Raw genomic sequence first — 22,206 nt, 5'->3', positions numbered from 1 at the left:
TGTTCGGTGGCTGCCGTTATCTTGACTTATTACGCCTCAAGACAGGACAGCAACAAGTTTCATGCCAGCTCAGGCCTTGTCGTCAAACAACAGGTTGCTTGCGCTGCTGAGGTTCTGTGCCAGCTTCAATGCTGTTTCCGACGGAATCTGGCGAATCACTTCACCATTGTCGGTATTGATGACCTTGACCACCACACGGTGGGTGGAATCATCAATGGAAAAATCGAGGCTACGCTGGGTAGCTTGAACGAAATCGCGAATATCGGTGACTGCTTTTTCCAGGTCGGCGCGTGCGGGCTCTTGGCTAATCGCGGGCGTTGCCTGGACATTCAGAACGTTGTTGTCAGCCACTACCTTGGCAGGTGCGCTTTGAGGTGCAACCGGCGGATAAGACTGGTTCAGCTTTACACTCATGTCCATGTCCAATCTCCTCTAAACCGAAAAAACGGAAGGGCACGTAGACGCGCCCTTCCGTTAGTTACCAAGCGCTGGGATTACTGAAGCAGCTTCAGTACAGCGGATGGCAGCTGGTTAGCCTGCGACAGGATCGCGGTGGAAGCCGACTGCAGGGTTTGTTGCTTGGTCAGTTCGGCGGTTTCGGAAGCGAAGTCGACGTCCTGAACGGTGGAACGTGCAGCGGTGGAGTTCTTCTGAATGTTCTGCAGGTTGTCTGCAGTGGTAGTCAGACGGTTCTGGGTAGCACCCAGGCCCGAACGAACGCCGTCGATGGTGCCGATGGCCTTGTCGATAACAGCCAGCGCGTTTTGAGCGTTGGTAGCGTCGGTCACGTCGGTGTTAGAGATGGTGGTCTTGGTCGACGAAACGGTAGCAGCCGAGAACAAGTCCGATACACCAGTACCAGCGTCGCTCAGGGAGTAGCCTTTAGCCGAATCCAGGGAAACCTGACCGGTCACAACGATTGCAGCAGCACCCAGAGCAGCCGGGGTGGCGAATGCGCCAGCGCCGTCTTTAGCGCCAACCAGGATGTTGGCCTGGGCGTTGGCATCAGCACCCGAGAACGACAGGTTTTCGCCGGAATCCGACTTAACCGACAGGGTTTTGTTGGATTCGTCGTAGTTAACGCTGATGCCCAGTTTGGCAGCGTTCGATTTCAGCTGGTCAGCCAGGCCGGCCAGGTCCTTCACGCCGACGAAATCAACAGCGGCACCGCTACCTACAGCCAGTTTGAAGTTCGACGGAGTGGCAGCGCCTACTTCCAGTTTGACTTCAGTGCTGGCGGTAGCGGTCAGGCCACCGATCGAACCGTTCAGGCCCGCAGCGATGTCTTTAGCCGAAGCGCCTGCAGCGTAAGTTACGGTTTTAGTCTGACCGTTGCCGGTAACAGTGATGTCGCCGCCAGCCAGGCCAGTTGCGCTAGGCACGATGGCCTTGGTTTTGACCTGCTGCGAACCAATGTTGTTGGCTGCAACGTTTTCCAGGCTCAGGTTGATGGTTTCGTTAGCGTTGGCGCCAACCTGGATAGCTTTGGTACCGTACGAACCGTCCAGCAGCTTCTGGCCACCGAAAGTAGTGGTTTGCGAGATACGGGTCAGTTCCGAAGTCAGAGCCTGGTATTCGTCGTTGTTCGACTTACGGTCGTCAGCGCTGAGGGAGCCAGTAGCGGAAGACAGAGCCAGGGTACGCATTTTTTGCAGGATGTCGGTCGAAGCCTGCATCGCGCCTTCAGCGGTCTGAGCGATGGAGATACCGTCGTTCACGTTTTTTACTGCTTGACCCAGGCCGTTGATTTGGCTGGTCAGGCGGTTAGCGATCTGCAGGCCAGCTGCGTCGTCTTTAGCGCTGTTGATACGCAGGCCGGAAGACAGGCGCTGCATGGAAGTGGCCAGGGCGCCGCCAGCTTTGTTCAGGTTGCCCTGAGTAGTGATCGAAGCAATGTTGGTGTTTACTGTTAAAGCCATGACGAAATCCTCGTTGGATGGATACTGCGGCTTCCGGCCCTGGCAACCGCCGGGTGTGGCCTGAGAACCTACGTAATAGTTATCGTCGTGGTAGGCAGTTGCTTGAGGATTTTTTTGATTTTTTTTACTGGCGCCGTGCCACCCTTTGCAATTCAACGGCTTACATCAGCTCAAAACCCCGGATTCATTGGCTTTTCTGGCGCCAAATAAAAAACGCCGATGATTTCTAAATCATCGGCGTTTTTTTATGCAGCCTATTAAAGCGTCACGGGCGATACAGAATCGCCGAACCCCACGACAGACCCACACCAAAACCGCTGATTGCCACGCGCTTCCACTTGGCGTCCATCACGTGCTTTTCCAGCAGCAGCGGAATGCTCGACGACACGGTGTTGCCGGTCTCGACCATGTCCTTGATGAACTTGTCCACCGGGGCATCTTCAAAACGGCGTGCCACGGCATCAACGATGGCCGCACTGCCCTGGTGAATGCAGAACGCGTCGATCTCATCAGCCTTGAGGTCCGACTCGTTGAGCAGCTCGTGCAAATGCGCCGGCACCTTGAGCAAGGCGAAGTTGAAGACCTGGCGACCGTTCATGAAGAACACGCCATCACTGACCTTCAAGTGCGGTGCGCCGGAACCGTCGGTGCCGAATTTGGACTTGCCCAGCAACCACGGCGCGTCTTCACCCATCCAGGTGGCGGTAGCGGCGTCGCCGAACAGCATGGTGGTGTTACGGTCTTCCGGGTCGACGATCTTCGAATACGGGTCGGCGGTGATCAGCAGGCCGTTTTTCAGGCCAGTGGCTTCCATGAAGCCCTTCATCGCGTAGATACCGTAGACGTAGCCGGAGCAGCCCAGGGAAATATCAAAGGCCGCCACATGCGTCGGCAGGCCCAGTTTGTCCTGGACGATCGCGGCGGTGTGGGGCAAACCCTCTTCATCACCGTTCTGGGTGACGACGATCAGCGCGTCAATCGATTCGCGCTTCAGATCCGGGTTGTTGGCAAACAAAGCGTTGACCGCCTCGACACACAGATCGGAGGTTTCCTGCGCGGCTTCCTTGCGCGGCAGGAACGCAGAACCGATCTTGCCAATGATGAATTCTTCATCCTTGGCGAATTTGGCACCCTGGGCGTAGTTATCGATCCCGTCTGCCGGCACGTAACTGGCGATGCTTTTTATGCCAATCATTGTGGCTTCCCAATACTAAATAGCTGGAGAACACCCCGAGGACTGCGCCCGGAGTGCTGACAATAAAGGGGATAACCCCATAAAAATCTCGCTGAAAGCCGCCCCGCAAGGACCCTGTGACGACTTATCCTTTTCACACGATACAGTGAAGATGCGCTTTATGACTCACAGGTCACTCAATTTTGTGCGCTTTATGCAAAACGTTTCAACAATTTAACCCCAGAAACGACAACGGCCCGCCCTGTTTCCAGAGCGGGCCGCTTGACTTGGCGCCACTTACATCTTGTTGAACAGGCTCAACTGCGAGACTTTCACGAACGCCAGCTGCGAGGCTTCGAGCATGGTTTGCTGAAGCGTCAGGTTGATCGCCGCCTCACCCATGTCGACGTTGGCCAGTGCACTCATGGTCGTGGTGTTGGCCAAGCTGATGCTAGTGTTTGCGCTGGCCTGCACCGTCAACGCATTCTCACGCGCACCGATGGAGCCACGTACGTTGTCCACTTGGTCGGCCGAGCTGGTCAGGTTACTGACGGCGGCATTCAAGGCGTCCTGAAGTTTGACCCGCGCGCCCGGAATGCCGTCTGCCGGTTGCTCCAGAGCCATACGCAGTTGGCCCAGGGTATCGAGGGCGTTCTGGGTTTTTTGGGTGGTGTTGCCCACCGAAAACTGGTCGCCAACGTTCGGCGTGCCGCTCAGTTCGAAGGTAACGCCTGCCGCCGTGATGGTGCTCGGGCCTGGCGGGGTGCCGGTGCCGGGAGTGATGACGCCATTGTCCACGATCGGTTTGCTGCCGGCTGTATACGGCTGGGCATAGACCTTGTAAGCCGTCGGGTCGGTGTCGTCGAACTTGATCAATACGCCGCTGTTAGGAAACGTGCTCGAATAGTTGGCCGCACTGCTGACGCTGGCATTGGTCAATTGCGCGCTGGAAGTGTTGCTCGGGGTTCGAGCGATGTTGAACCCGTCAGGCTTGGCGCTGAGGCTGAACTCACGCCCCTTGACCAGCGCATCGGCATCAGGCCCCGTGGCAAGGTCGGTCAGGTCTACCGTGATATCGAACTTGACGCCACGCAGGTTGACGCTGGCGCTGCCTTCCTTGGTGGAGTCGAACGTCCCGTTACCGGCAACCTGCGAAGTAATGTCGTTGTTGTCTTTGTCGGTAATGACGTACTGGGTGCTGCTGGTGAACGTCAGTTTGTACGGCTGGCCGTCGGCAAACTGCCGGGTGTAGTCGGAACCCGAAGTCACAAGGCCGCTCGATAAGGCGACCTTGTGGTCGTCGACCAGCGGCGGCGAAATCGCAGGCGCCACCGGCGCAGTGGCAGGCGCGAGGTAACTGGACTGGGTGCGACTGGTGTTGACCGCCCCTTCCAGGATGGTCTTGCCGGTGTCGCCGGTGCGAACCGTCAAGGTCTCGGATACCTGCAGGCTCAGCTCGTTCTCGTCGCCCTGATAGCTATAAGTACCATCGTTGTTACGCGAGTACGGCGGCGTGTCGGTCTTGGAGCCTGAGAACAGATAGTTGCCGGCCGAGTCCTTGCTGTTGAGCAAGCCCAACAGTTGATCCTCAAGCGCGCCCACCTCAACCGAAATGGACTTGCGGTCAGCATCACTGGTCACGCCACCGGCACGCAGCGCCAGTTGGCTGCCGGCCTGGATCGTGGTGTTGATCGCATCCAGGATGCTTTCTTCGTTAGTCAGCTTGTTCTGAATACTGGTGATATTGCCGCTGTACTGCGACAGCATATCTTTCTGCTGTTGCAGCATCAGCAAGCGCTGGGCAGCCACCGGATCATCGGCGGCGGTCTGCACACGCACGCCGGAGCTGGCCTGCTGCTGGGCCTGCACCACACCTGAATAATTGTTCTGATATTTGCTGGCACTGGTGTCGAAATACTGCTGTGTAGAAATGCGCATCGTCCCAGACTCCCTTAAAGACTATTGATCAGCGTGCTGAAGGTTTCTTGCGCAGCCTTGATGATCTGCGACGACGCTGTGTAGTACTGCTGGAACTTGATCATGTCGCCCGCTTCTTCATCCAGGTTGACCTGGGATACGGAGTTGCGTGCGTTCTTGTTGGCCGTCAACAGCGCGTTGGTCGCCGTGGTGTCTGTGGTGGCCGCTGCGGCCTTGGCGCCGACGGTCGAGACCAACTTGCTGTTGGCCCCCACCAGGCTGGTGCCCCCACTGCCATCGGCCGCGAGGCCTACGGTTGACTTGGTCTGCAGGTTGAGCAGGGCCTGGGCGTTACGGTTGTCGGACTTGCCGGAGGCATTGAACGAGAAGGAGGTGCTGTCGCCGTTCGCTGGCGAACCGCCCACCGTGGTGTCGAAGCTGAAGCTCTTGGCTGGCGACAACAAGACACCGCCGGCATCGCGCATAGGCACGCTGATGCTGATCTTGTTGGCCTGGCCTGGAATGATAGTGCCGGAGCCGATCGGATCACCCTGGGCGTTGCTGAGGGTGTAAGCCTGAGTGCCATCGGCCGCGGGCTTACCAAAGACCATCGTCACCGGCATCGAGTGCTCAATGCCCGTACGCAATTGCGCGGTGTCGGCGCCACCCTGGATATCCAGAGGCACTGTGAGGGTCGGCGGCGTAAAGGTGCCGGTGCCCTGGTTGGTTTTACCCGCCTCGCCCTGCAACGGCGCGGCAAAGGCAATCTTGCTCGGATCGCTGAGCACGGTGCCGATTTCCTTGGCGCCGTTGGCGGTCGGGCTGACCTTGAAGCTGTCACCCGCCTGCACTGCGCCGCTCTGGACCGCCAGGGTGAAACCGTCGATAACCGGCGGCGGCGTGGCACTCAAGTCATAAGTGCCCATAGCCTTGCCGTCGGATCGCAGGACCGTCACCTTGTTGAGATTGGTCCCATCGTTGAAGCTGACCTTGTAATCGAAGTTGGTCAACTGGCTGCTGTCTTTGATCGTCACGCCCAGGGCGCCGTCGCCCAGGTTGCCTTGGGCCGCCTGGCTGCGCAGGGCAACGGAGGCTGCGTTATTGATGTCGGTGAACATCGAGGCGCCGAACTCGCCATTGAGGTCCAGGCCTTGGCCCAACTGGCTGTTGAGCGCATCGGCAGTGACAATCGCGATACGGCCCAAGTCATTGATTGCCGGCATCAGCGCATCGCTGCGATAACGCAGCAGGCCACCAATGCTGCCGCCACTGATCACGTTGCCCAAGTCCAGGGCGGTACCGCCCGGCGCATTGAGCTGGATCGTGTACTGGCTAGTGTCGCTCTTGCTCGGCACCGCGGAAATGCTGCTGGACTGATCGCCCAGCACCAGGGACTGGCCACTGCCGGTGCTGAGGCTGAACACGCCGTTCTTTTCCGTGGCGGTCACGCCGATCAACTCATTGAGCGAGCGTACAGCCTCGGCACGGGAGTCCAGCAGGTTGGCCGGGGAAGTGTTCGACGAACCCTGTACCTGGGCGATCTGCTTGTTGAGGGACGCAATCGACGACGTCAGTTGGTTGACCTGATCGCTCATCGAGGTCAACTGGCTGTTGATGGTCTCTTTCTGCTGGCTCAACTGGCTGGAGATGGTGTTGAACCGGTTGGTCAGGGTCTGGGCGTTCGTAAGCAGGATCTGACGGGCCGAAGTATCGTTCGGACTGGCCGAGGCGGTCTGCACCGCCGCGAAGAACGAGCTGAGCACGGCGGACATGCCGGTGGTCTTGTCCGACAGGGTCTTGTCGACCGCACTGATCTGGTCCAGGTAAGCCTTGGCATCGCTGTTGAGCGAGGTGCTGTTCTGGTAAGCGGTGTCCAGGTATTCGTTGTAGACCCGGCGCACGTCGGCCAGGGTGGTGCCGCTGCCGATGAACACGCCGCCGTACTGATTCGACGCGTTCGCGCTCTGGGTGGTCTGCTGACGCGAATAGCCCGCGGTATTGGCGTTGGCGATGTTGTTACTCAAGACCGACAACGATCCTTGAGCGGCGTTAAGCCCCGACATCCCGATATTGAGCAAACTCATGGTTCAGACCTTATAAATGAGTGGTCGCGCCCGCGGCAGCGTAATTCTGATAACTGTTCATCGTTTTTGCGATCTGCGAAATCTTACTGGCGTAGGCCGGATCGGTGGCGTAACCGGCTTTTTGCAACTCGCGCACAAACTGTTCCGGGTTGTCGGCCGACTTCACAACTTCTTTATAGCGATCATTGCTTTGCAGCAATGTCACCAGGTCGTGGAAGCTGTCCTGGTAGGAGTCGTAGGAACGGAACTGCGCCGTTTCCTTGACCATCGCGCCATCGCGAAACTCGCTGGTGATCGCACGCGCCTGACCGCCCTGCCAACTCTGGCCGGCCTTGATGCCGAACAGGTTGTGACTGCTGCTGCCATCTTCGGCGCGCATCACCGATTTGCCCCAACCGGTTTCCAGGGCGGCCTGGGCCACCAGGTACTTCGGATCAATACCAATGCGCGCCGCAGCCGCCTTGGCCATCGGCAGCATGGTCGCGACAAATTCGTCCTGCGAACTGAACGCTTTCTTCGCCGGTGCCAGCGGCGGCTGGGCCACGGCGCGGCTGTAGATCTGCATACGGTCGCTGGGCACCGCAAAACTGCGAGCGGTGCTGTTGACGACGTTGTCATCGGAGGCACTGTTACGCAGCGGCGCGGCCTTGGCCTCGGTCGCCACTTGAGTGCTCGGAACGATGCCGGCGAGCAGGCGATCGGTCAGTTTGCTTGGCAAGGCGATCCGGCGCTGGTTCATCAGCTCCATATCGTTGCTATGGGCAGCAGCGGCACCGGCCTGGGGCTCTGCCACGCGGTAGGCCCACAACGGACGCTGGCCATTGGATCGACCCAGCGGACCTTGGGCCTGGGTGCCGGCGGCAATTTCCGTCGGCACGTCGACTTTCTTAACCGGTTCAGCGGCTGCCGGGCCCTGCAAAGTGGCCGCAGCGGCGTCCACCGGTTTGTTCTTCTGCATCTGGCGCATCAGCACGTCGGCGAGGCCGATACCACCGCCCTCACGGGACAACGACACCGCCAGTTGCTGGTCGTACATCTCCTGATATTGCTTGGCCGCAGGCGTGTTCATCGGGTTGTCTTTGCCCAGGGCCTCGGTGGCCGAGCGCATCGACTTGAGCATCTCGCTCAAGAACAGCGACTCGAACTCCTGCGCCACCTTGCGCATATTGCCTTCGCTGTTCTTGTCGTCGCCGACCTTGAGCTGGTTAAGCCGGTTCAAGTCGGAGTAAGACCCCGAGTCCGCCGTGCTGCTGATCCCGCTCTTGCGCATATCCATGGCCACGGCCTCAGATCACGATCAGGTCGGCTTGCAAGGCGCCGGCCTGTTTCAGGGCTTCAAGAATTGCCATCAAGTCGCCTGGCGCAGCGCCCACCTGGTTCACCGCGCGGACAATCTCATCCAACGTGGTGCCGGGGCCGAACTTGAACATCGGCTTGGCTTCCTGCTGAGCATTGACCCGCGAGCGCGGCACTACTGCCGTCTGGCCATTGGACAACGGCCCAGGCTGGCTGACGATCGGGTCTTCGGTGATGGTCACGGTCAGGCTGCCGTGGGTCACCGCTGCCGGCGACACCTTGACGTTCTGGCCGATCACGATGGTGCCGGTGCGCGAGTTGATGATGACTTTGGCCACCGCCTGGCCTGGGTCGACTTCAAGGTTTTCCAGGATCGACAGGTAATCCACACGCTGGCTTGGGTCCAGCGGCGCAGTTACACGGATCGAGCCGCCGTCGATGGCCTGGGCCACGCCAGGGCCGAGCATGTCGTTGATCTTGTCGACCACGCGCTTGGCGGTGGTGAAGTCGGAACGGTTGAGGTTCAGGGTCAGGCTGTTGCCTTGGTTGAAACCACTGGGCACGGTACGTTCCACCGTGGCACCGCCAGGAATGCGACCGGCCGATGGCACGTTGACGGTAATCTTCGAACCGTCACGACCTTCGGCGTCAAACCCGCCCACCACCAGGTTGCCCTGGGCGATGGCATAGACGTTACCGTCAATACCTTTAAGCGGCGTCATCAGCAGCGTGCCGCCGCGCAGGCTTTTCGAGTTACCGATGGAGGCCACGGTGATGTCCACCACCTGACCCGGCTTGGAGAACGCCGGCAAGTCGGCACTGATAGACACGGCCGCGACGTTCTTGAGCTGCACGTTGCCCGAGCCCGCCGGCACCTTGATGCCGAACTGCGAGAGCATATTGTTGAAGGTCTGCAGAGTGAACGGGGTCTGGGTGGTCTGGTCACCCGTGCCGTTGAGCCCCACTACCAGGCCGTAACCGATCAACTGGTTGGAACGCACGCCGGAGATGCTCGCAATGTCTTTCAGGCGCTCGGCCTGGGCGACAGCGCTTAACGAAAGCAGGAGTGCGGCAGCCATCAGCTGTTTGAGTTTCAAAGTGGCCACCTAGAAAGGGAACAGCGGGCTAAGGAAGAAACGGTCGAACCAACCCGGCTGACTCGCATCAGCAAACGAACCCGTACCCGAGTAGGTAATGCGTGCATCGGCAATCCGTGTCGACGGCACGGTGTTGTCGGTGGCGATGTCATCGGCACGGACCATGCCGGCGATGCGCACCAGTTCATCACCTGTATTGAGGGTCATCCACTTTTCACCGCGTACAGCGATGATGCCGTTAGGCAACACGTCGGCCACGGTCACGGTGATCGAACCGGTCAGTGTGTTGCCTTGCGCCGCCGCACTCTTGCCGTTGGTAGCACGGTCGCCGCTGTAGCCGGCATCGAGGCTCAAGTCACCGCTGCCCAATGGGTTATTGGTGTTCGGCACACCGCCGAACAGCGATGACAGGCCAATGCTGGCCTTGCTGGTCTTGCCGATCTGCGAGTTGGCGTTCTTGCTGGCCTGGGTCCGCTCGTTCAGGGTGATGGTGATGATGTCACCGACCCGGAACGCCTTGCGGTCGCTGTACAGGTTCTGTTCGAAACCCGCCTGGTAGATCGAGCCATTGTTGGCCGCCGCCGGCAACGGCGTGCGCGGCAACACCGGCGCGTAGTAAGGGTCATTGGGTTTGGGCGTCGGGGCGACACAGCCCGCGAGCACGGCAATCCCACTCAATGCCAAAACGGAAACATAGCGATTCATGACCCATACCTCACGGTGTTGCAGGCGCCTTCAAGAGCGCCCCATAGACTTGATTACAGATTCTGCGTTACGAACGAGAGCATCTGGTCGGCGGTGGAAATCACCTTGGAGTTCATCTCGTAGGCGCGCTGAGTGGTGATCATGTTGACCATCTCTTCAACGGTGCTCACGTTGGAGGTTTCCAGGGTGCTTTGCAGCGTGGTGCCGAAACCGTTCAGGCCAGGGGTGCCGATTTGCGGCGCGCCGCTGGAGGCGGTTTCCAGGAACAGGTTGTTACCCATGGCCTGCAGGCCAGCCGGGTTGATGAAGTCGGCGGTTTGCAGGTTGCCGATCACTTGCGATGCCGGGTTACCGGCCACGGTGATGGACACGGTGCCGTCGTTGCCGACGGTGAAGGTCTGGGCGTTGTTCGGCACGACGATGGCCGGTTCCAGGGCGAAACCGTTGGCCGTCACGATCTGGCCATTGGCGTCCAGGTGAAACGTGCCGTCACGGGTGTACGAAGTGGTCCCATCCGGTTGCAGGATCTGGAAGAAGCCCTTGCCGTTGATAGCCATGTCGAGCGGCTGGCCGGTTTGCTGCAGGTTACCGGCGTTGAAGTTCTTCTGGGTGCCGACGATTTGCACACCGGTACCCAATTGCAGGCCCGACGGCAATTCGCTGTCCTGGGTCGACTGGGCACCTGGCTGGCGCTTGATCTGATAGAGCAAGTCCTGGAACTCAGCGCGGTCACGTTTGAAGCCCGTGGTCGACACGTTGGCCAAGTTGTTGGAAATGGTGGTCAGGTTGGTGTCCTGGGCGGACAGACCTGTTTTGGCAACCCATAGAGCCGGAAGCATGTTGTTCTCCTTCGTGCGCCTGTTTGTTGGCGCCGTTTAGCAAATTAGTGAGTGAGCGCTGATCAGCTCATCTGCATGACGCGAGTCATGGCCTGGTCGTCTTCTTTGGCGCTGTTCATCATCTTGATGTGCAGCTCGAACTGCTTGGAAAGCGCCAGCACTGCCGTCATTTCTTCCACGGCATTGACGTTGCTTGCCTGCAGGAAACCCGAGGTCAGCTTGACACTCGCATCGGCCACGGCCGGCTGGCCATCTTTGGTGTGAATGGTGCCATCGAGGCCTTTATTCATATTCTTCAGGTCAGGCTGGACCAGCTTGATCCGGTCCACTTCAGCCATCACCCGTGGGCCTTCGCCCATGGCGCGGATGCTGATGGTGCCGTCGGAACCAACTTCGATCTTCTGCTGGGGTGGCACGGCAATCGGGCCACCGTTGCCCATGATCGGCATGCCGTTACCGGCGCGCAGCACGCCCAACGCATCGACGTTCATGCTGGCGCTGCGCACATAGGCTTCGCTGCCATCCGGGGTTTGCACCGCCATCCAACCGTCGCCGTTTACGGCCACGTCCAGATCACGACCGGTTTCGATCATCGCGCCGGGGGTGAAGTCGGTGGCTGGACGTTCGGTCAGGGCAAACGCCCGCGCCGGAAAGCTGTCACCGAACACCGGCATCGAACGCGCCTGTTCCAGGTCACGTTGAAAGCCGTTGGTGGAAATGTTCGCCAAGTTGTTGGCATGGGCCTTCTGCGCCAGAGCATTCTGGCTGGCGCCGGTCATTGCCACATAAAGGTACTTGTCCACATTCTTTCCTCTTTCTGACGCAGGCTTGCCGCCCACCGCTGTACTGATGAGGCTTAAGCAATTTGCGAACCAACTTTTAAAAAAAGGGGAAAACCCAGGCAGTACGGGGGTTTGCGTTGAGTCAGCAGGATTTGAAGGACTGGGGATAGTCGAAAAAACGGCGGACTACTGCCGCTTACGGCAACGACGCAGATCAAATGTGAGAGCGGGCTTGCTGTGGTGAGCGAGCTTGCCCCGCGCAGGGCTGCGAAGCAGCCCCCCAACCACACAGGTTATTTATCAGCCTTCAGAATTTCGTAATCGCGCAACTTATTGGCGATGGTGGTGTGCGATACCCCCAGCCGCTTGCCCAACTGCCGGCTGCTCGGGTGCTCGGCATACAGGCTCTCCAGCACCGCCTTCTCGAACCGTCCGACGATCGCCTCCAACCCACCCTCCAGGGAAAAATCGCCAAGCGGCTGACGCACGCCATAATCCGGCAAGCGAATATGCTCGGCCTTGACCGTCCCGCCCTCGCACAACGACACGGCCTGGAACAGCACGTTTTCCAACTGCCGCACATTGCCCGGCCAGTGGTAGTGACTGAGTCGCTCCATCGCCGCCGGCGCCAGCTTGGGCAGTGGGCAGCCGATCTGACGGCTGGCCTGGTCAAGAAAGTGTTCAACCAACGGCCCCAGCCCATCAAGGCATTCGCGCAGTGGTGGGATGTGCAACGACAGCACGTTGAGGCGGTGATAAAGGTCCTGGCGGAATTCGCCACGGGCGCAGAGTTCGGACAAATCCACCTGGGTTGCGCAGATCACCCGCACATCCAAGTACACCTCCTCATCACTGCCCACCCGACGGAAGCAACCATCCTGCAGGAAGCGCAGCAATTTCACCTGCAAGCGCGCACTCATTTCCCCCACGCCATCGAGAAACAACGTACCGCCCGCCGTTAGCTCCAGCAGCCCGAGCTTGCCTTCGGCCCGCGCGCCTTCGAACGCGCCGGGGCCATAGCCAAACAATTCGGTCTCAGCCATCGACTCCGGCAGACCAGCACAATTGAGCGCCATCAACGGCGATTGCCCACGGGGGCTGGCCAGGTGGCAGGCACGGGCCAGCAGTTCTTTGCCAGTGCCGGTTTCGCCTTCTATTAATAGCGGTGCGTCCAACGGCGCCATGCGCCGGGCTTCACGTACCACCGCCGCCATGACTTTGGAGCTTTGGAAGATGCTGTCAAAGCCGCGCAGTTCCTGCTTGCGCACGTTGTAGATGCGCTCGCCCACGCGGTCGGCCCGGTGCAGGGTCAGCACCGCGCCAGCCATGGCCTCGCTGTCGTCGTGCTCGGAGGATTGCAGTGGCGCTATGTCCGCCAGGAACACGTCACCCTTGACCTTGACCCGCAGACCATTGATCCGCGACTTGCTCGCGCGCACCAGTTCCGGCAAGTCGAAGTCCTCGGCGTAGCGCGACAGCGGAATGCCCGGCACTTCGTCCACGCGCACCCCGAGCAACTGCGCCGCCGCGCGGTTGGCGGCGACAATGGAGCCGCCCATGTCGATGGACAGCACTGGAAACTCCAACGCGCCGAGCAAGGCATTGAGCTCCATGTGCCGGCGCTCGCTGGGCATCAGCCCTACCCTTTTCACGCCAAACACCCCGGCAATGGCTTCGAACTGCGGACGTAATGCCTGGAACTGCATGTTCACCAGGTTCGGACAAAACAGGTAAATGGCATTGCCATGCTCACCGCCGACCTCGCCCTTGGCGACGTTGACGCCGTACTCCACCAACAGATTGAGAATGTCCCGCAATATGCCGATGCGGTTTTGGCAGTGCACTTTGATACGCATGAAAGGGCCCGAAAAAGTGGGTAGGCGCCGCGTCTTTTTGTCGCTGGGCGCAGATAGTCGTCAAGATTATGTGACAGCTTATGTGCTTTTCACAGCCCAACGGCGCGATGAACCACACAAGCGTAACGATTACTTTACGAAAATCGGTATTTTTTCCTACAAGATCCGGTCACAGACAGATGGAATCCTGCTCCGCGCGGGTTATCAATAGGTTCATCGCAGGACATAACAAGAACGAATGCCTAGCAGGAGAGCCGTATGAAGCAGACGCACTACGTGGCCCGCGAGCCCGATGCGCAAGGTTTTATCCACTACCCGCCGGAAGAACACGCGGTGTGGAACACTCTGATCACGCGCCAGTTGAAAGTGATCGAAGGCCGCGCTTGCCAGGAATACTTGGACGGTATCGACAAACTTGGCCTGCCCCTGGACCGCATTCCACAGTTGGGCGAAATCAATAAAGTGCTGGCCGAGACCACCGGCTGGCAAGTGGCCCGGGTCCCCGCGCTGATCCCCTTTCAGACCTTTTTCGAATTGCTCGCTAACAAGCAATTTCCGGTGGCGACCTTTATTCGTACCCGTGAAGAACTGGACTATCTGCAAGAGCCGGATATTTTCCACGAGATCTTTGGCCACTGCCCACTGCTGACCAACCCCTGGTTCGCCGAATTCACTCACACGTACGGCAAGCTCGGCCTGGCAGCCACCAAGGAGCAACGGGTGTACCTGGCGCGCCTGTACTGGATGACCATCGAGTTCGGCCTGGTGGATACGCCCGAGGGTCGGCGCATCTACGGTGGCGGGATTTTGTCGTCGCCCAAGGAAAGTGTGTACTGCCTGTCGGACGAGCCCGAGCACCAGGCCTTCGACCCGCTGGAAGCGATGCGCACGCCGTATCGCATCGACATCCTCCAACCGCTGTATTTCGTACTGCCCAACCTCAAGCGCCTGTTCGAAGTCGCGCAGGAAGACATCATGGGCATGGTCGAGCGCGGTATGCAGCTTGGGTTGCATGCGCCGAAATTCCCGCCAAAACCCAAGGCCGCGTGAACCGTGGCTTTTAAGGCCAGGTGAGTCTGTTCCCTGGCCCCGCGTTGCTTTAGGGTGACGCCACTGACGACCGTTTTTAAACACTCGAATTCAGGACACCACCACATGACCACCTTGAACCAAGCCCACTGCGAAGCCTGCCGCGCCGATGCCCCACAAGTCAGCGATGAAGAATTGCCGGTGCTGCTCAAGCAGATCCCAGACTGGAACATCGAAGTCCGCGACGGCGTGATGCAGTTGGAAAAGGTTTTCCTGTTCAAGAACTTCAAATTCGCCCTGGCCTTTACCAACGCCATGGGTGAAATCTCCGAAGCCGAAGGCCATCACCCAGGCCTGCTCACCGAATGGGGCAAAGTCACCGTGACGTGGTGGAGCCACTCCATCAAAGGCCTGCACCGCAACGACTTCATCATGGCCGCCCGCACCGACGAAGTGGCCAAGGACGCCGAGGGCCGCAAGTAATGCATTTCGATGCCATTGGCCGCGTGCCCGGCGACCCGATCCTCGGGCTGATGGACCTGTATGCCCAGGACACCAACCCGAACAAGTTCGACCTCGGCGTGGGTGTCTATAAAGATGATCAGGGCCTGACGCCGATTCCCCATTCAGTGAAGCTCGCCGAACAGCGCCTTGTTGACACCCAAACCACCAAGACGTACATCGGCGGCCACGGTAATGCAGCGTTCGGCACATTGATCAGCGAGCTGGTCCTCGGTGCCGATTCTGCACTTATCCGTGAACGCCGGGCCGGCGCCACGCAAACCCCGGGTGGTACCGGTGCCCTGCGCCTCAGTGCCGACTTCATCGCTCAAAGCCTGCCCGGCCGCGGCGTGTGGCTGAGCAACCCGACCTGGCCAATCCACGAAAGCATCTTTGCCAAGGCCGGGCTCAAGGTCAGCCACTATCCGTATGTAGGCGCCGACAACCGCCTGGATGTGGAGGCGATGCTAGCGACCCTTTCCACCGTGCCAAAAGGTGATGTGGTGCTGCTGCACGCGTGCTGCCACAACCCCACCGGGTTCGACCTGTCCCAGGATGACTGGCGCCACGTGCTGCAGATCGTGCGCGAGCGCCAACTGCTGCCACTGATCGACTTCGCCTACCAGGGCTTCGGCGATGGCCTGGAGCAGGACGCCTGGGCGGTGCGTTTGTTTGCCAGAGAGTTGCCGGAAGTATTGGTCACCAGCTCGTGCTCGAAAAACTTCGGCCTGTACAGCGACCGTGTTGGCGCGCTGATCGTGTGCGCTGCAGACGCCGAGAAGCTGACGGATGTACGCAGCCAACTGGCGAATATCGCGCGTAATCTGTGGTCTACGCCGCCGGACCATGGTGCGGCAGTGGTTGCGACTATCCTCGGTGATGCCGAGCTGAAAAAGCAGTGGAGCGAGGAAGTCGAAGCCATGCGTGCGCGGATCGCGCAGTTGCGTTCCGGACTGGTGGAAGCGTTGGCGCCCCATGGTTTGGCTGAGCGCTTTGCGCACATCGGCGCACAACGCGGGATGTTTTCCTATACCGGTTTGAGTGCCGAGCAGGTCAAGCAACTGCGGGAAAAGCACAGCGTGTATATGGTCAGTTCGGGGCGAGCCAACGTGGCGGGTATTGATGCGACACGCCTGACACTCCTGGCCGAAGCCATCGCCGACGTATCCAACTGACGAAACCGGGACTGAAAATGTGGGAGGGGGCTTGCTCCCGATGGCAGTGGGTCAGTGACAGGTGTACTGGCTGACACTCCCTCATCGGGAGCAACCCCCCTCCCACATTTTGACTGAGTACACCCTTCAGCTGGCGACCATCTCGGCTTTCAGCAGCGCCTCTTTCGCCTGCGCGTCCGCCAACCGATACAACTCGATACTCCCATCCCAGTGCTCGATCAATGCCGTGCACGACTCCACCCAATCCCCGCAGTTGAGGTAATCCACCTCGCCCACTTTGCGAATCTCCGCATGGTGGATATGCCCGCACACCACGCCGTGCAACTCGCGTTTGGTCACCTCATGGGCGATGGCTTCTTCGAAATCGCTGATAAAGCTCACGGCCGTTTTGACCTTGTGCTTCAGATACGCCGACAACGACCAATAGCCGTAGCCATACCGCGCACGCCAATGGTTCAACCAGCGATTCAACGTGAGGGTGAATTCGTAGGCAGAGTCGCCGAGGAATGCGAGCCAGCGGTGATAACGGGTGATCACATCAAACTGGTCACCGTGGATCACCAACAAATGCCGGCCATCGGCGGTGACGTGCACTGCTTCATCGACCAACTGGATATTGCCCAGAATCAGCTTGGAATAGCGCCGCAGGAACTCATCATGGTTGCCGGTGACGTAGATCACCTCGGTGCCGCGCTTGGCCATGGTCAGCAGGCGACGGATTACGTTGGTATGGGCCTGGGGCCAATACATGCCGCCGCGCATTTTCCAGCCGTCAATGATATCGCCCACCAGGTACACCTTGTCGGCGTGGTAACCCTTGAGGAATTGCGACAAATGTTCGGCCTGACAATCCCGGGTGCCCAGGTGCACGTCGGAAATCCACAGGGTACGTACCCGTTGCTTGCGGCTGGGCTTGGTGAACTCGGCACTGGTCATGGGCATCACTCGACGCTGTTTTCGCGAGCTTGCGCCATAGCGATTAATAGCCCATGACAACTGTGCGTCAGTCTGATGACAACGCCCGTGTTCGCGAAGCGTTGTAGACTGGCGACCTGCATAGGAGACCGCGATGAGACCTACCCTCACCCTGCGCCACTACCTCGAAGCGCCCATCGCCCATAGCCATGAACATGCGCAGTTGGTGTTCGGCCTGTCCGGTCATCTGGACCTGGAAGTCGATGGCCGTGGCAGCCAGGTGCGTGAAAGCAGCGTGATGGTCCTGCCCTTCTCTGCCCACCATGCCTGCGGCAGTCGCGATGGCAGCCGCTGCCTGGTGCTGGATGTGCCCACGGAGCATTGGGTGCTGCAATCGTTGGGTGAACACGCCGATGCAAGCCGCCGCTTGCTGGATCAACCGGCGCGCCTGGCGTTGGATTCGCGACAACACCAACTGGTGCAATGGCTGGCCCATAGCCCGGTGGATGACCCACTGATCGTGCAACAGGGCGCGGTGCTGTTGCTGGCCAGCCTCAATCATTCACTGGCCCAACCGGTACCTGGCCGGCGCCTGCCGTATGCGGCGTTCAATACGCATATAGAGCGCCACGTCGCCCATCCGCTGCAGGTCGCCGACCTTGCGCGGATTGCCGGCCTGTCGGTGGCGCGCCTGCATGCGCGCTTTGTGACCGAGTGCGGCCAAACACCCATGGATTACATCCGCAGCCGTCGCCTGCAACTGGCCCTGAACCTGCTGCGCGAAACGCCATTGCCCATCGGTGAAATCGCCGAGCGTGTCGGCTACACCTCTCAAAGTGCCTTTGCAGCCGCTATGTTGCGCGAGTTTGGCGCCTCTCCCGGCGCGTTGCGGCGCTCGACATAGGGCGAGGCTGGCGCTAAAAATCGCGAGCTGCGCGACAGACGTGCGTAGTAGCACCCTCTAGACTGCGGTCCTGTCACTCCCGTTGGTTCAAGGATCGCAATGACTCCCCGTTCTGCCCTCGGCGCCCTGCATATCGGCGCACTGATGTTTGGCCTTACCGGCGTATTCGGCAAGCTGGCGGCCGCCTCACCGGCCATTATCGTATTCGGTCGCGCCGCATTTGCCGTGATTGCCCTGGCAGTGTTTGCGCGCTTCGTCAGCAACGCACCCTGGAAAACGCTGGAACTGCGCGACTGGAAACGCCTGCTGGTCAGCGGCGTGTTGCTGGCCGCGCATTGGGTGACGTTCTTTATGGCGGTCAAAGTCGCTGGCGTGGCCGTCGCCACGCTCGGGTTCACGGCGTTTCCGGCGTTTACCGTGATCCTTGAAGGACTGATCTTCCGCGAGCGTATCCGCGCCAATGAAGTCGTGTTGGTGGCGCTGGTCACCGTTGGCCTGGTGCTGGTGACGCCGGACTTCAACCTGGCCAGCGAAGCCACCGGCGGCCTGCTGTGGGGCATCGCGTCGGGGCTGCTGTTCTCTTTACTGTCGCTGAACAACCGTGCCAGCTCCGGGCGCATTCCTGCCGTACAGGCAGCCCTGTGCCAGAACGTGGTCGTTGCGGTGTGCCTATTGCCCGTGGCCGCGCCGGGGTTGGCGGATGTGCGTGCGCTGGACTGGTTGTGGATCGGCCTGCTCGGCGTCTTCTGCACAGGCTTGGCCCACAGCCTGTTTGTCGCCAGCCTCGCAGTAATCAAGGCGCGTACCGCCTCCGTGGTATTTGCCATGGAGCCGGTCTACGGCATTACCGCGGCCTGGCTGCTGTTCGCCGAAACCCCAACGCTGCGCATGCTGCTGGGGGGCGCGCTGATCATCGTCGCCATCGTGCTCTCAGGGCTGATGGGCAGCGCCAGCCAGGCCAAACAGCCGACTGCAACGACCTGATCTATACTTTAAACATCCGCAACAGTCTGGAGTCGTTCAACGGATAACTGACCGCTCGACGACAGCCTTGGTGTGCCCTGCAGTTGCTGCAAGCGAGTAGTCACTCCTTAAACGCGATGCAGAGGCTACATCATGGAAATGTTTATCAGCTTACTGGTTCAAATCATCAGCGGTGCCGTCGGCGGCAATTTGGCCGGCATGACCAAACAAAGCCTGGGGACCGGGCTCAATACCATGCTGGGCGGTGTCGGCGGGCTTGTACTGGGCCAGATAGTGACGGCGCTGACGGGCGCTTCGGGCGGTGAGGCGCTGGATGTGGCGGCGGTCGGCAGCAATATTGTCGGCGGCGGCGTCGGAGGCCTGGTGCTGACGTGGGTCGTGGGCTTCATCAAAAGCAAAATGGCCGCCAAGTAGCGGCCTCCATCAGTCACCGTCAGCCGATGGCGGTGACCTTCACTGTGTACGGTCGTTGTGCCCCAGGTCACGCTGCGGGTCGATCTGATCGCGCACGCGCTGCTTGAGCACCTTGGCCTCAGGGAAACCACCGTCAGCCTTGCGCTCCCAAAGCTGCACGCCATCGCAGGTGATACGAAACGCGCCGCCAGTCGCTGGCTCCAGCGACACTTTGCCCAGGTCATCGGCAAAGGTGCTTAACAGTTCCTGAGCCAACCACGCGGCGCGCAGCAGCCACTGGCACTGGGTGCAATAGGTGATAACGATCTCGGGTTTGCTGACGGACATCATTTGACAAGTTCCTGGCATGACGAGGGATGAGGATCGAGTGGCTATAATACCGGCCTTTATCGCCCAGCCCTGAGATTCCTGATGCGCCGCCTGCTGTCCTGCCTGTTTCTGTGCCTCGTCCCCCTGCTTGCCGACGCCGTTGAACCACCCCGACCAAAAATCGGCCTGGTGCTGTCCGGCGGTGCCGCCCGCGGCCTGGCGCACATTGGCGTGCTCAAGGCCCTGGAAGAACAGGGCATCCATATCGACGCCATCGCTGGCACCAGCATGGGCGCGGTGATTGGTGGGTTATACGCCTCGGGCTACAAGATCGACGAGCTGGAAAAGCTCGCCCTGAGCATCGACTGGCAGCAGGCGTTATCCGACGCACCGCCGCGTGAAGACGTGCCGTTTCGGCGCAAGCAGGATGACCGGGATTTCCTGGTCAAGCAGAAGCTCAGCTTCCGCGATGACGGCAGCCTCGGCCTGCCCCTGGGCGTGATCCAGGGCCAGAATCTGGCGCTGCTGCTGGAAAGCATGTTCGCCCACAGCAGCGACACGCGTAATTTCGACAAGCTGCCGATCCCCTTTCGCGCCGTGGCCACCGACATCACCACCGGCGAAAAAGTAGTGTTCCGCAAGGGCCACCTGCCCCAGGTAATCCGCGCCAGTATGTCGATCCCGGCGGTGTTCGCCCCTGTAGAGCTGGATGGCCGGCTGCTGGTGGATGGCGGCATGACCGATAACATCCCATTGGATGTGGCGCGTGAGATGGGCGTGGACATCGCCATCGTGGTCGACATCGGCACCCCGCTGCGCTCACGCAAGCAACTCGCGACCGTGGTAGATGTACTCAACCAGTCCATCACCCTGATGACCCGGCGCAACTCAGAAGAACAGCTCAAGGCCCTCAATCCCAAGGACGTACTGATCCAGCCGCCACTGTCCGCTTTTGGCGTGACCGATTTCGGCCGCGCCAAAGACATGATCGACGCTGGCTACCGCGCCACCCGCGCCCTCGACCTGCGCCTGGCCCATTTGCGCCCTGCCGAACCGGTTGACCCCGAATTGGTGGCCGCGCGGACTCCAGGCGAGCGAACCCCGGTGATCACCGCGATCAAGCTGGAGAACGACTCGAAAGTCAGCGACGACGTGATCCGCTACTACATCCGCCAACCGTTGGGCGAACCGTTGGAGCTTGGCCGTCTGCAAACCGACATGGGCACGTTGTACGGCCTGGATTACTTCGAGCAGGTGCAATACCGCGTGGTGAAAAAAGGCCACGACAACACCTTGGTGATCAGCGCGCGGGGCAAGCGCAGCGGCACCGACTACCTGCGCCTGGGCTTGAACCTGTCGGACGATATGCGCGGCGACAGCGCCTTCAACCTCGGCGCGAGCTACCGCATGAACGGCATCAATCGCCTCGGTGCCGAGTGGCTGACCCGCGTGCAGATCGGTGATCGGCAGGAGTTGTACAGCGAGTTCTATCAACCGATGGACGCTGGCTCGCGCTACTTCATCGCGCCCTATCTCAGCGCCCAGGCGCAGAACGTCGAGCTGATTCTGGACAACGACCCCATCTCCGAATACCGCCTGGAACGCTATGGTTTCGGCCTGAACGTGGGGCGGCAGATCGGCAACAGCGGCGAGATCCGCTTCGGTGTCGGCGAGGCCTGGGGCAAGGCGGATGTGCGCATTGGCGACCGCGACCTGCCGAGTGTGAGCTTCAGCGAAGGTTTCTATGAACTGAAGTACTCCTTCGACACCCTGGATAACGTGTACTTCCCGCACACCGGTGAGGACATCGGCCTGGCCTACCGCGAGTTCGAACCGGGACTGGGTTCGGACCAGCGCTATCGACAATGGGAATTCAAGCTGGACAAGGCCATGAGCCATGGCCCGGACACACTGGTGCTGGGCGGCCGGTATGGGCGCACCCTGGATGATTCCGATGTGGTGATTTCCAGCTTCCTGCTGGGCGGTGCACGACAGTTGTCGGGCTTCCGCCAGGATGCGATTTCCGGGCAGAACATCAGCCTGATGCGCGCGGTGTACTACCGCCGACTGACGCCGCGCTCGTACTTACCGTTGGATTTCCCGTTGTACCTGGGCGCGTCCCTGGAGCGGGGCCGGGCATGGAACAACGACAATGAGTTCGACAGCGGTTATATCAACGCTGCGAGTATTTTTCTGGGGTTTGATACACCGTTGGGGCCGCTGAATTTCAGCTACGGGTTCAACGATGATAATCAGAAGGCGGTGTACCTGAACCTGGGGCAGACGTTCTGAGACAACGCTGAATC

The 22,206-nt window shown here is 60.0% G+C and carries 20 protein-coding genes; 7 read left to right on the top strand and 13 right to left on the bottom strand.

Going from position 1 to position 22,206, the window contains the following annotated elements:
- Positions 1-69: 69 nt before the first annotated feature.
- From CKW32_RS16480 to CKW32_RS16430, 11 genes are all read right to left on the bottom strand, one after another.
- Complete coding sequence (locus tag CKW32_RS16480; RefSeq protein ID WP_095185426.1) at positions 70-420, bottom strand: flagellar protein FlaG; 351 nt, start codon at positions 418-420, stop codon at positions 70-72.
- Positions 421-494: 74 nt separating this feature from the next.
- Positions 495-1,919: a flagellin gene (locus CKW32_RS16475; RefSeq protein WP_032887865.1), complete on the bottom strand. Its 1,425-nt coding sequence runs from the start codon at positions 1,917-1,919 to the stop codon at positions 495-497.
- A gap of 265 nt (positions 1,920-2,184) precedes the next feature.
- Positions 2,185-3,114, bottom strand: a complete 930-nt coding sequence (locus CKW32_RS16470) for a ketoacyl-ACP synthase III (protein WP_032887863.1) — start codon at positions 3,112-3,114, stop codon at positions 2,185-2,187.
- Between the two features lie 276 nt (positions 3,115-3,390).
- The gene (locus CKW32_RS16465; RefSeq protein WP_095185425.1) at positions 3,391-5,031 is read right to left on the bottom strand and encodes a flagellar hook-associated protein 3; all 1,641 of its coding nucleotides are present in this window, start codon (positions 5,029-5,031) and stop codon (positions 3,391-3,393) included.
- Positions 5,032-5,045: 14 nt separating this feature from the next.
- Entirely contained in the window at positions 5,046-7,094 is a 2,049-nt protein-coding gene (gene flgK / locus CKW32_RS16460) for a flagellar hook-associated protein FlgK (RefSeq protein WP_032887859.1), read from the bottom strand.
- A gap of 10 nt (positions 7,095-7,104) precedes the next feature.
- Positions 7,105-8,370 carry a flagellar assembly peptidoglycan hydrolase FlgJ gene (flgJ, locus tag CKW32_RS16455; RefSeq protein WP_032887857.1) on the bottom strand — a complete coding sequence of 422 codons (1,266 nt, stop codon included), beginning with the start codon at positions 8,368-8,370 and terminating at the stop codon, positions 7,105-7,107.
- Between the two features lie 10 nt (positions 8,371-8,380).
- Entirely contained in the window at positions 8,381-9,469 is a 1,089-nt protein-coding gene (locus CKW32_RS16450; protein WP_081797739.1) for a flagellar basal body P-ring protein FlgI, read from the bottom strand.
- A gap of 27 nt (positions 9,470-9,496) precedes the next feature.
- Entirely contained in the window at positions 9,497-10,192 is a 696-nt protein-coding gene (gene flgH / locus CKW32_RS16445) for a flagellar basal body L-ring protein FlgH (RefSeq protein ID WP_032887854.1), read from the bottom strand.
- Between the two features lie 53 nt (positions 10,193-10,245).
- Positions 10,246-11,031, bottom strand: a complete 786-nt coding sequence (flgG, locus tag CKW32_RS16440) for a flagellar basal-body rod protein FlgG (RefSeq protein WP_032887852.1) — start codon at positions 11,029-11,031, stop codon at positions 10,246-10,248.
- A gap of 62 nt (positions 11,032-11,093) precedes the next feature.
- On the bottom strand, positions 11,094-11,834 hold the full coding sequence (locus CKW32_RS16435; RefSeq protein WP_032887850.1) for a flagellar basal body rod protein FlgF: 741 nt from the start codon (positions 11,832-11,834) through the stop codon (positions 11,094-11,096).
- 272 nt (positions 11,835-12,106) lie between these two features.
- On the bottom strand, positions 12,107-13,669 hold the full coding sequence (locus tag CKW32_RS16430) for a sigma-54-dependent transcriptional regulator (protein ID WP_095185424.1): 1,563 nt from the start codon (positions 13,667-13,669) through the stop codon (positions 12,107-12,109).
- Between the two features lie 258 nt (positions 13,670-13,927).
- Here CKW32_RS16430 and phhA point away from each other — a divergent pair, with 258 nt between their 5' ends.
- From phhA to CKW32_RS16415, 3 genes are all read left to right on the top strand, one after another.
- Positions 13,928-14,719, top strand: a complete 792-nt coding sequence (gene phhA / locus CKW32_RS16425) for a phenylalanine 4-monooxygenase (RefSeq protein WP_095185423.1) — start codon at positions 13,928-13,930, stop codon at positions 14,717-14,719.
- A 105-nt stretch (positions 14,720-14,824) separates the two neighbouring features.
- Complete coding sequence (locus tag CKW32_RS16420) at positions 14,825-15,181, top strand: 4a-hydroxytetrahydrobiopterin dehydratase (RefSeq protein WP_010208721.1); 357 nt, start codon at positions 14,825-14,827, stop codon at positions 15,179-15,181.
- Positions 15,181-16,374: an amino acid aminotransferase gene (locus tag CKW32_RS16415; protein WP_095185422.1), complete on the top strand. Its 1,194-nt coding sequence runs from the start codon at positions 15,181-15,183 to the stop codon at positions 16,372-16,374. Before CKW32_RS16420 ends, CKW32_RS16415 begins: the two co-directional genes overlap by 1 nt.
- Positions 16,375-16,500: 126 nt before the next feature.
- On the opposite strand, the gene CKW32_RS16410 is transcribed toward CKW32_RS16415, so the two are convergent.
- Entirely contained in the window at positions 16,501-17,310 is an 810-nt protein-coding gene (locus tag CKW32_RS16410; RefSeq protein ID WP_053133181.1) for a UDP-2,3-diacylglucosamine diphosphatase, read from the bottom strand.
- Between the two features lie 133 nt (positions 17,311-17,443).
- On the opposite strand from CKW32_RS16410, the gene CKW32_RS16405 reads away from it, so the two are divergent.
- The 3 genes from CKW32_RS16405 to CKW32_RS16395 all read left to right on the top strand — a co-directional run bounded on the left by CKW32_RS16405 (position 17,444) and on the right by CKW32_RS16395 (position 19,591).
- The gene (locus tag CKW32_RS16405) at positions 17,444-18,193 is read left to right on the top strand and encodes a helix-turn-helix domain-containing protein (protein ID WP_095185421.1); all 750 of its coding nucleotides are present in this window, start codon (positions 17,444-17,446) and stop codon (positions 18,191-18,193) included.
- A gap of 99 nt (positions 18,194-18,292) precedes the next feature.
- Positions 18,293-19,177 (top strand): DMT family transporter, encoded by an 885-nt coding sequence (locus tag CKW32_RS16400; RefSeq protein ID WP_032887838.1) that lies wholly within the window; start codon positions 18,293-18,295, stop codon positions 19,175-19,177.
- Between the two features lie 132 nt (positions 19,178-19,309).
- Positions 19,310-19,591, top strand: a complete 282-nt coding sequence (locus CKW32_RS16395) for a hypothetical protein (RefSeq protein WP_095185420.1) — start codon at positions 19,310-19,312, stop codon at positions 19,589-19,591.
- A gap of 39 nt (positions 19,592-19,630) precedes the next feature.
- Here the strand turns inward: CKW32_RS16395 and CKW32_RS16390 are convergent, their stop codons facing one another.
- Positions 19,631-19,918, bottom strand: a complete 288-nt coding sequence (locus CKW32_RS16390) for a SelT/SelW/SelH family protein (RefSeq protein ID WP_032888088.1) — start codon at positions 19,916-19,918, stop codon at positions 19,631-19,633.
- Positions 19,919-20,002: 84 nt separating this feature from the next.
- Here CKW32_RS16390 and CKW32_RS16385 point away from each other — a divergent pair, with 84 nt between their 5' ends.
- Positions 20,003-22,192: a patatin-like phospholipase family protein gene (locus CKW32_RS16385; protein ID WP_032887834.1), complete on the top strand. Its 2,190-nt coding sequence runs from the start codon at positions 20,003-20,005 to the stop codon at positions 22,190-22,192.
- The last annotated feature ends 14 nt before the right edge of the window (positions 22,193-22,206 follow it).

This window comes from Pseudomonas sp. Irchel 3H9 (assembly GCF_900187495.1).
GTDB classification, from domain to species: Bacteria; Pseudomonadota; Gammaproteobacteria; order Pseudomonadales; family Pseudomonadaceae; genus Aquipseudomonas; species Aquipseudomonas sivasensis.
The sequence above is the reverse complement of the archived record's forward strand: the minus strand, read 5'-3'. Positions and strand labels throughout refer to the sequence as shown.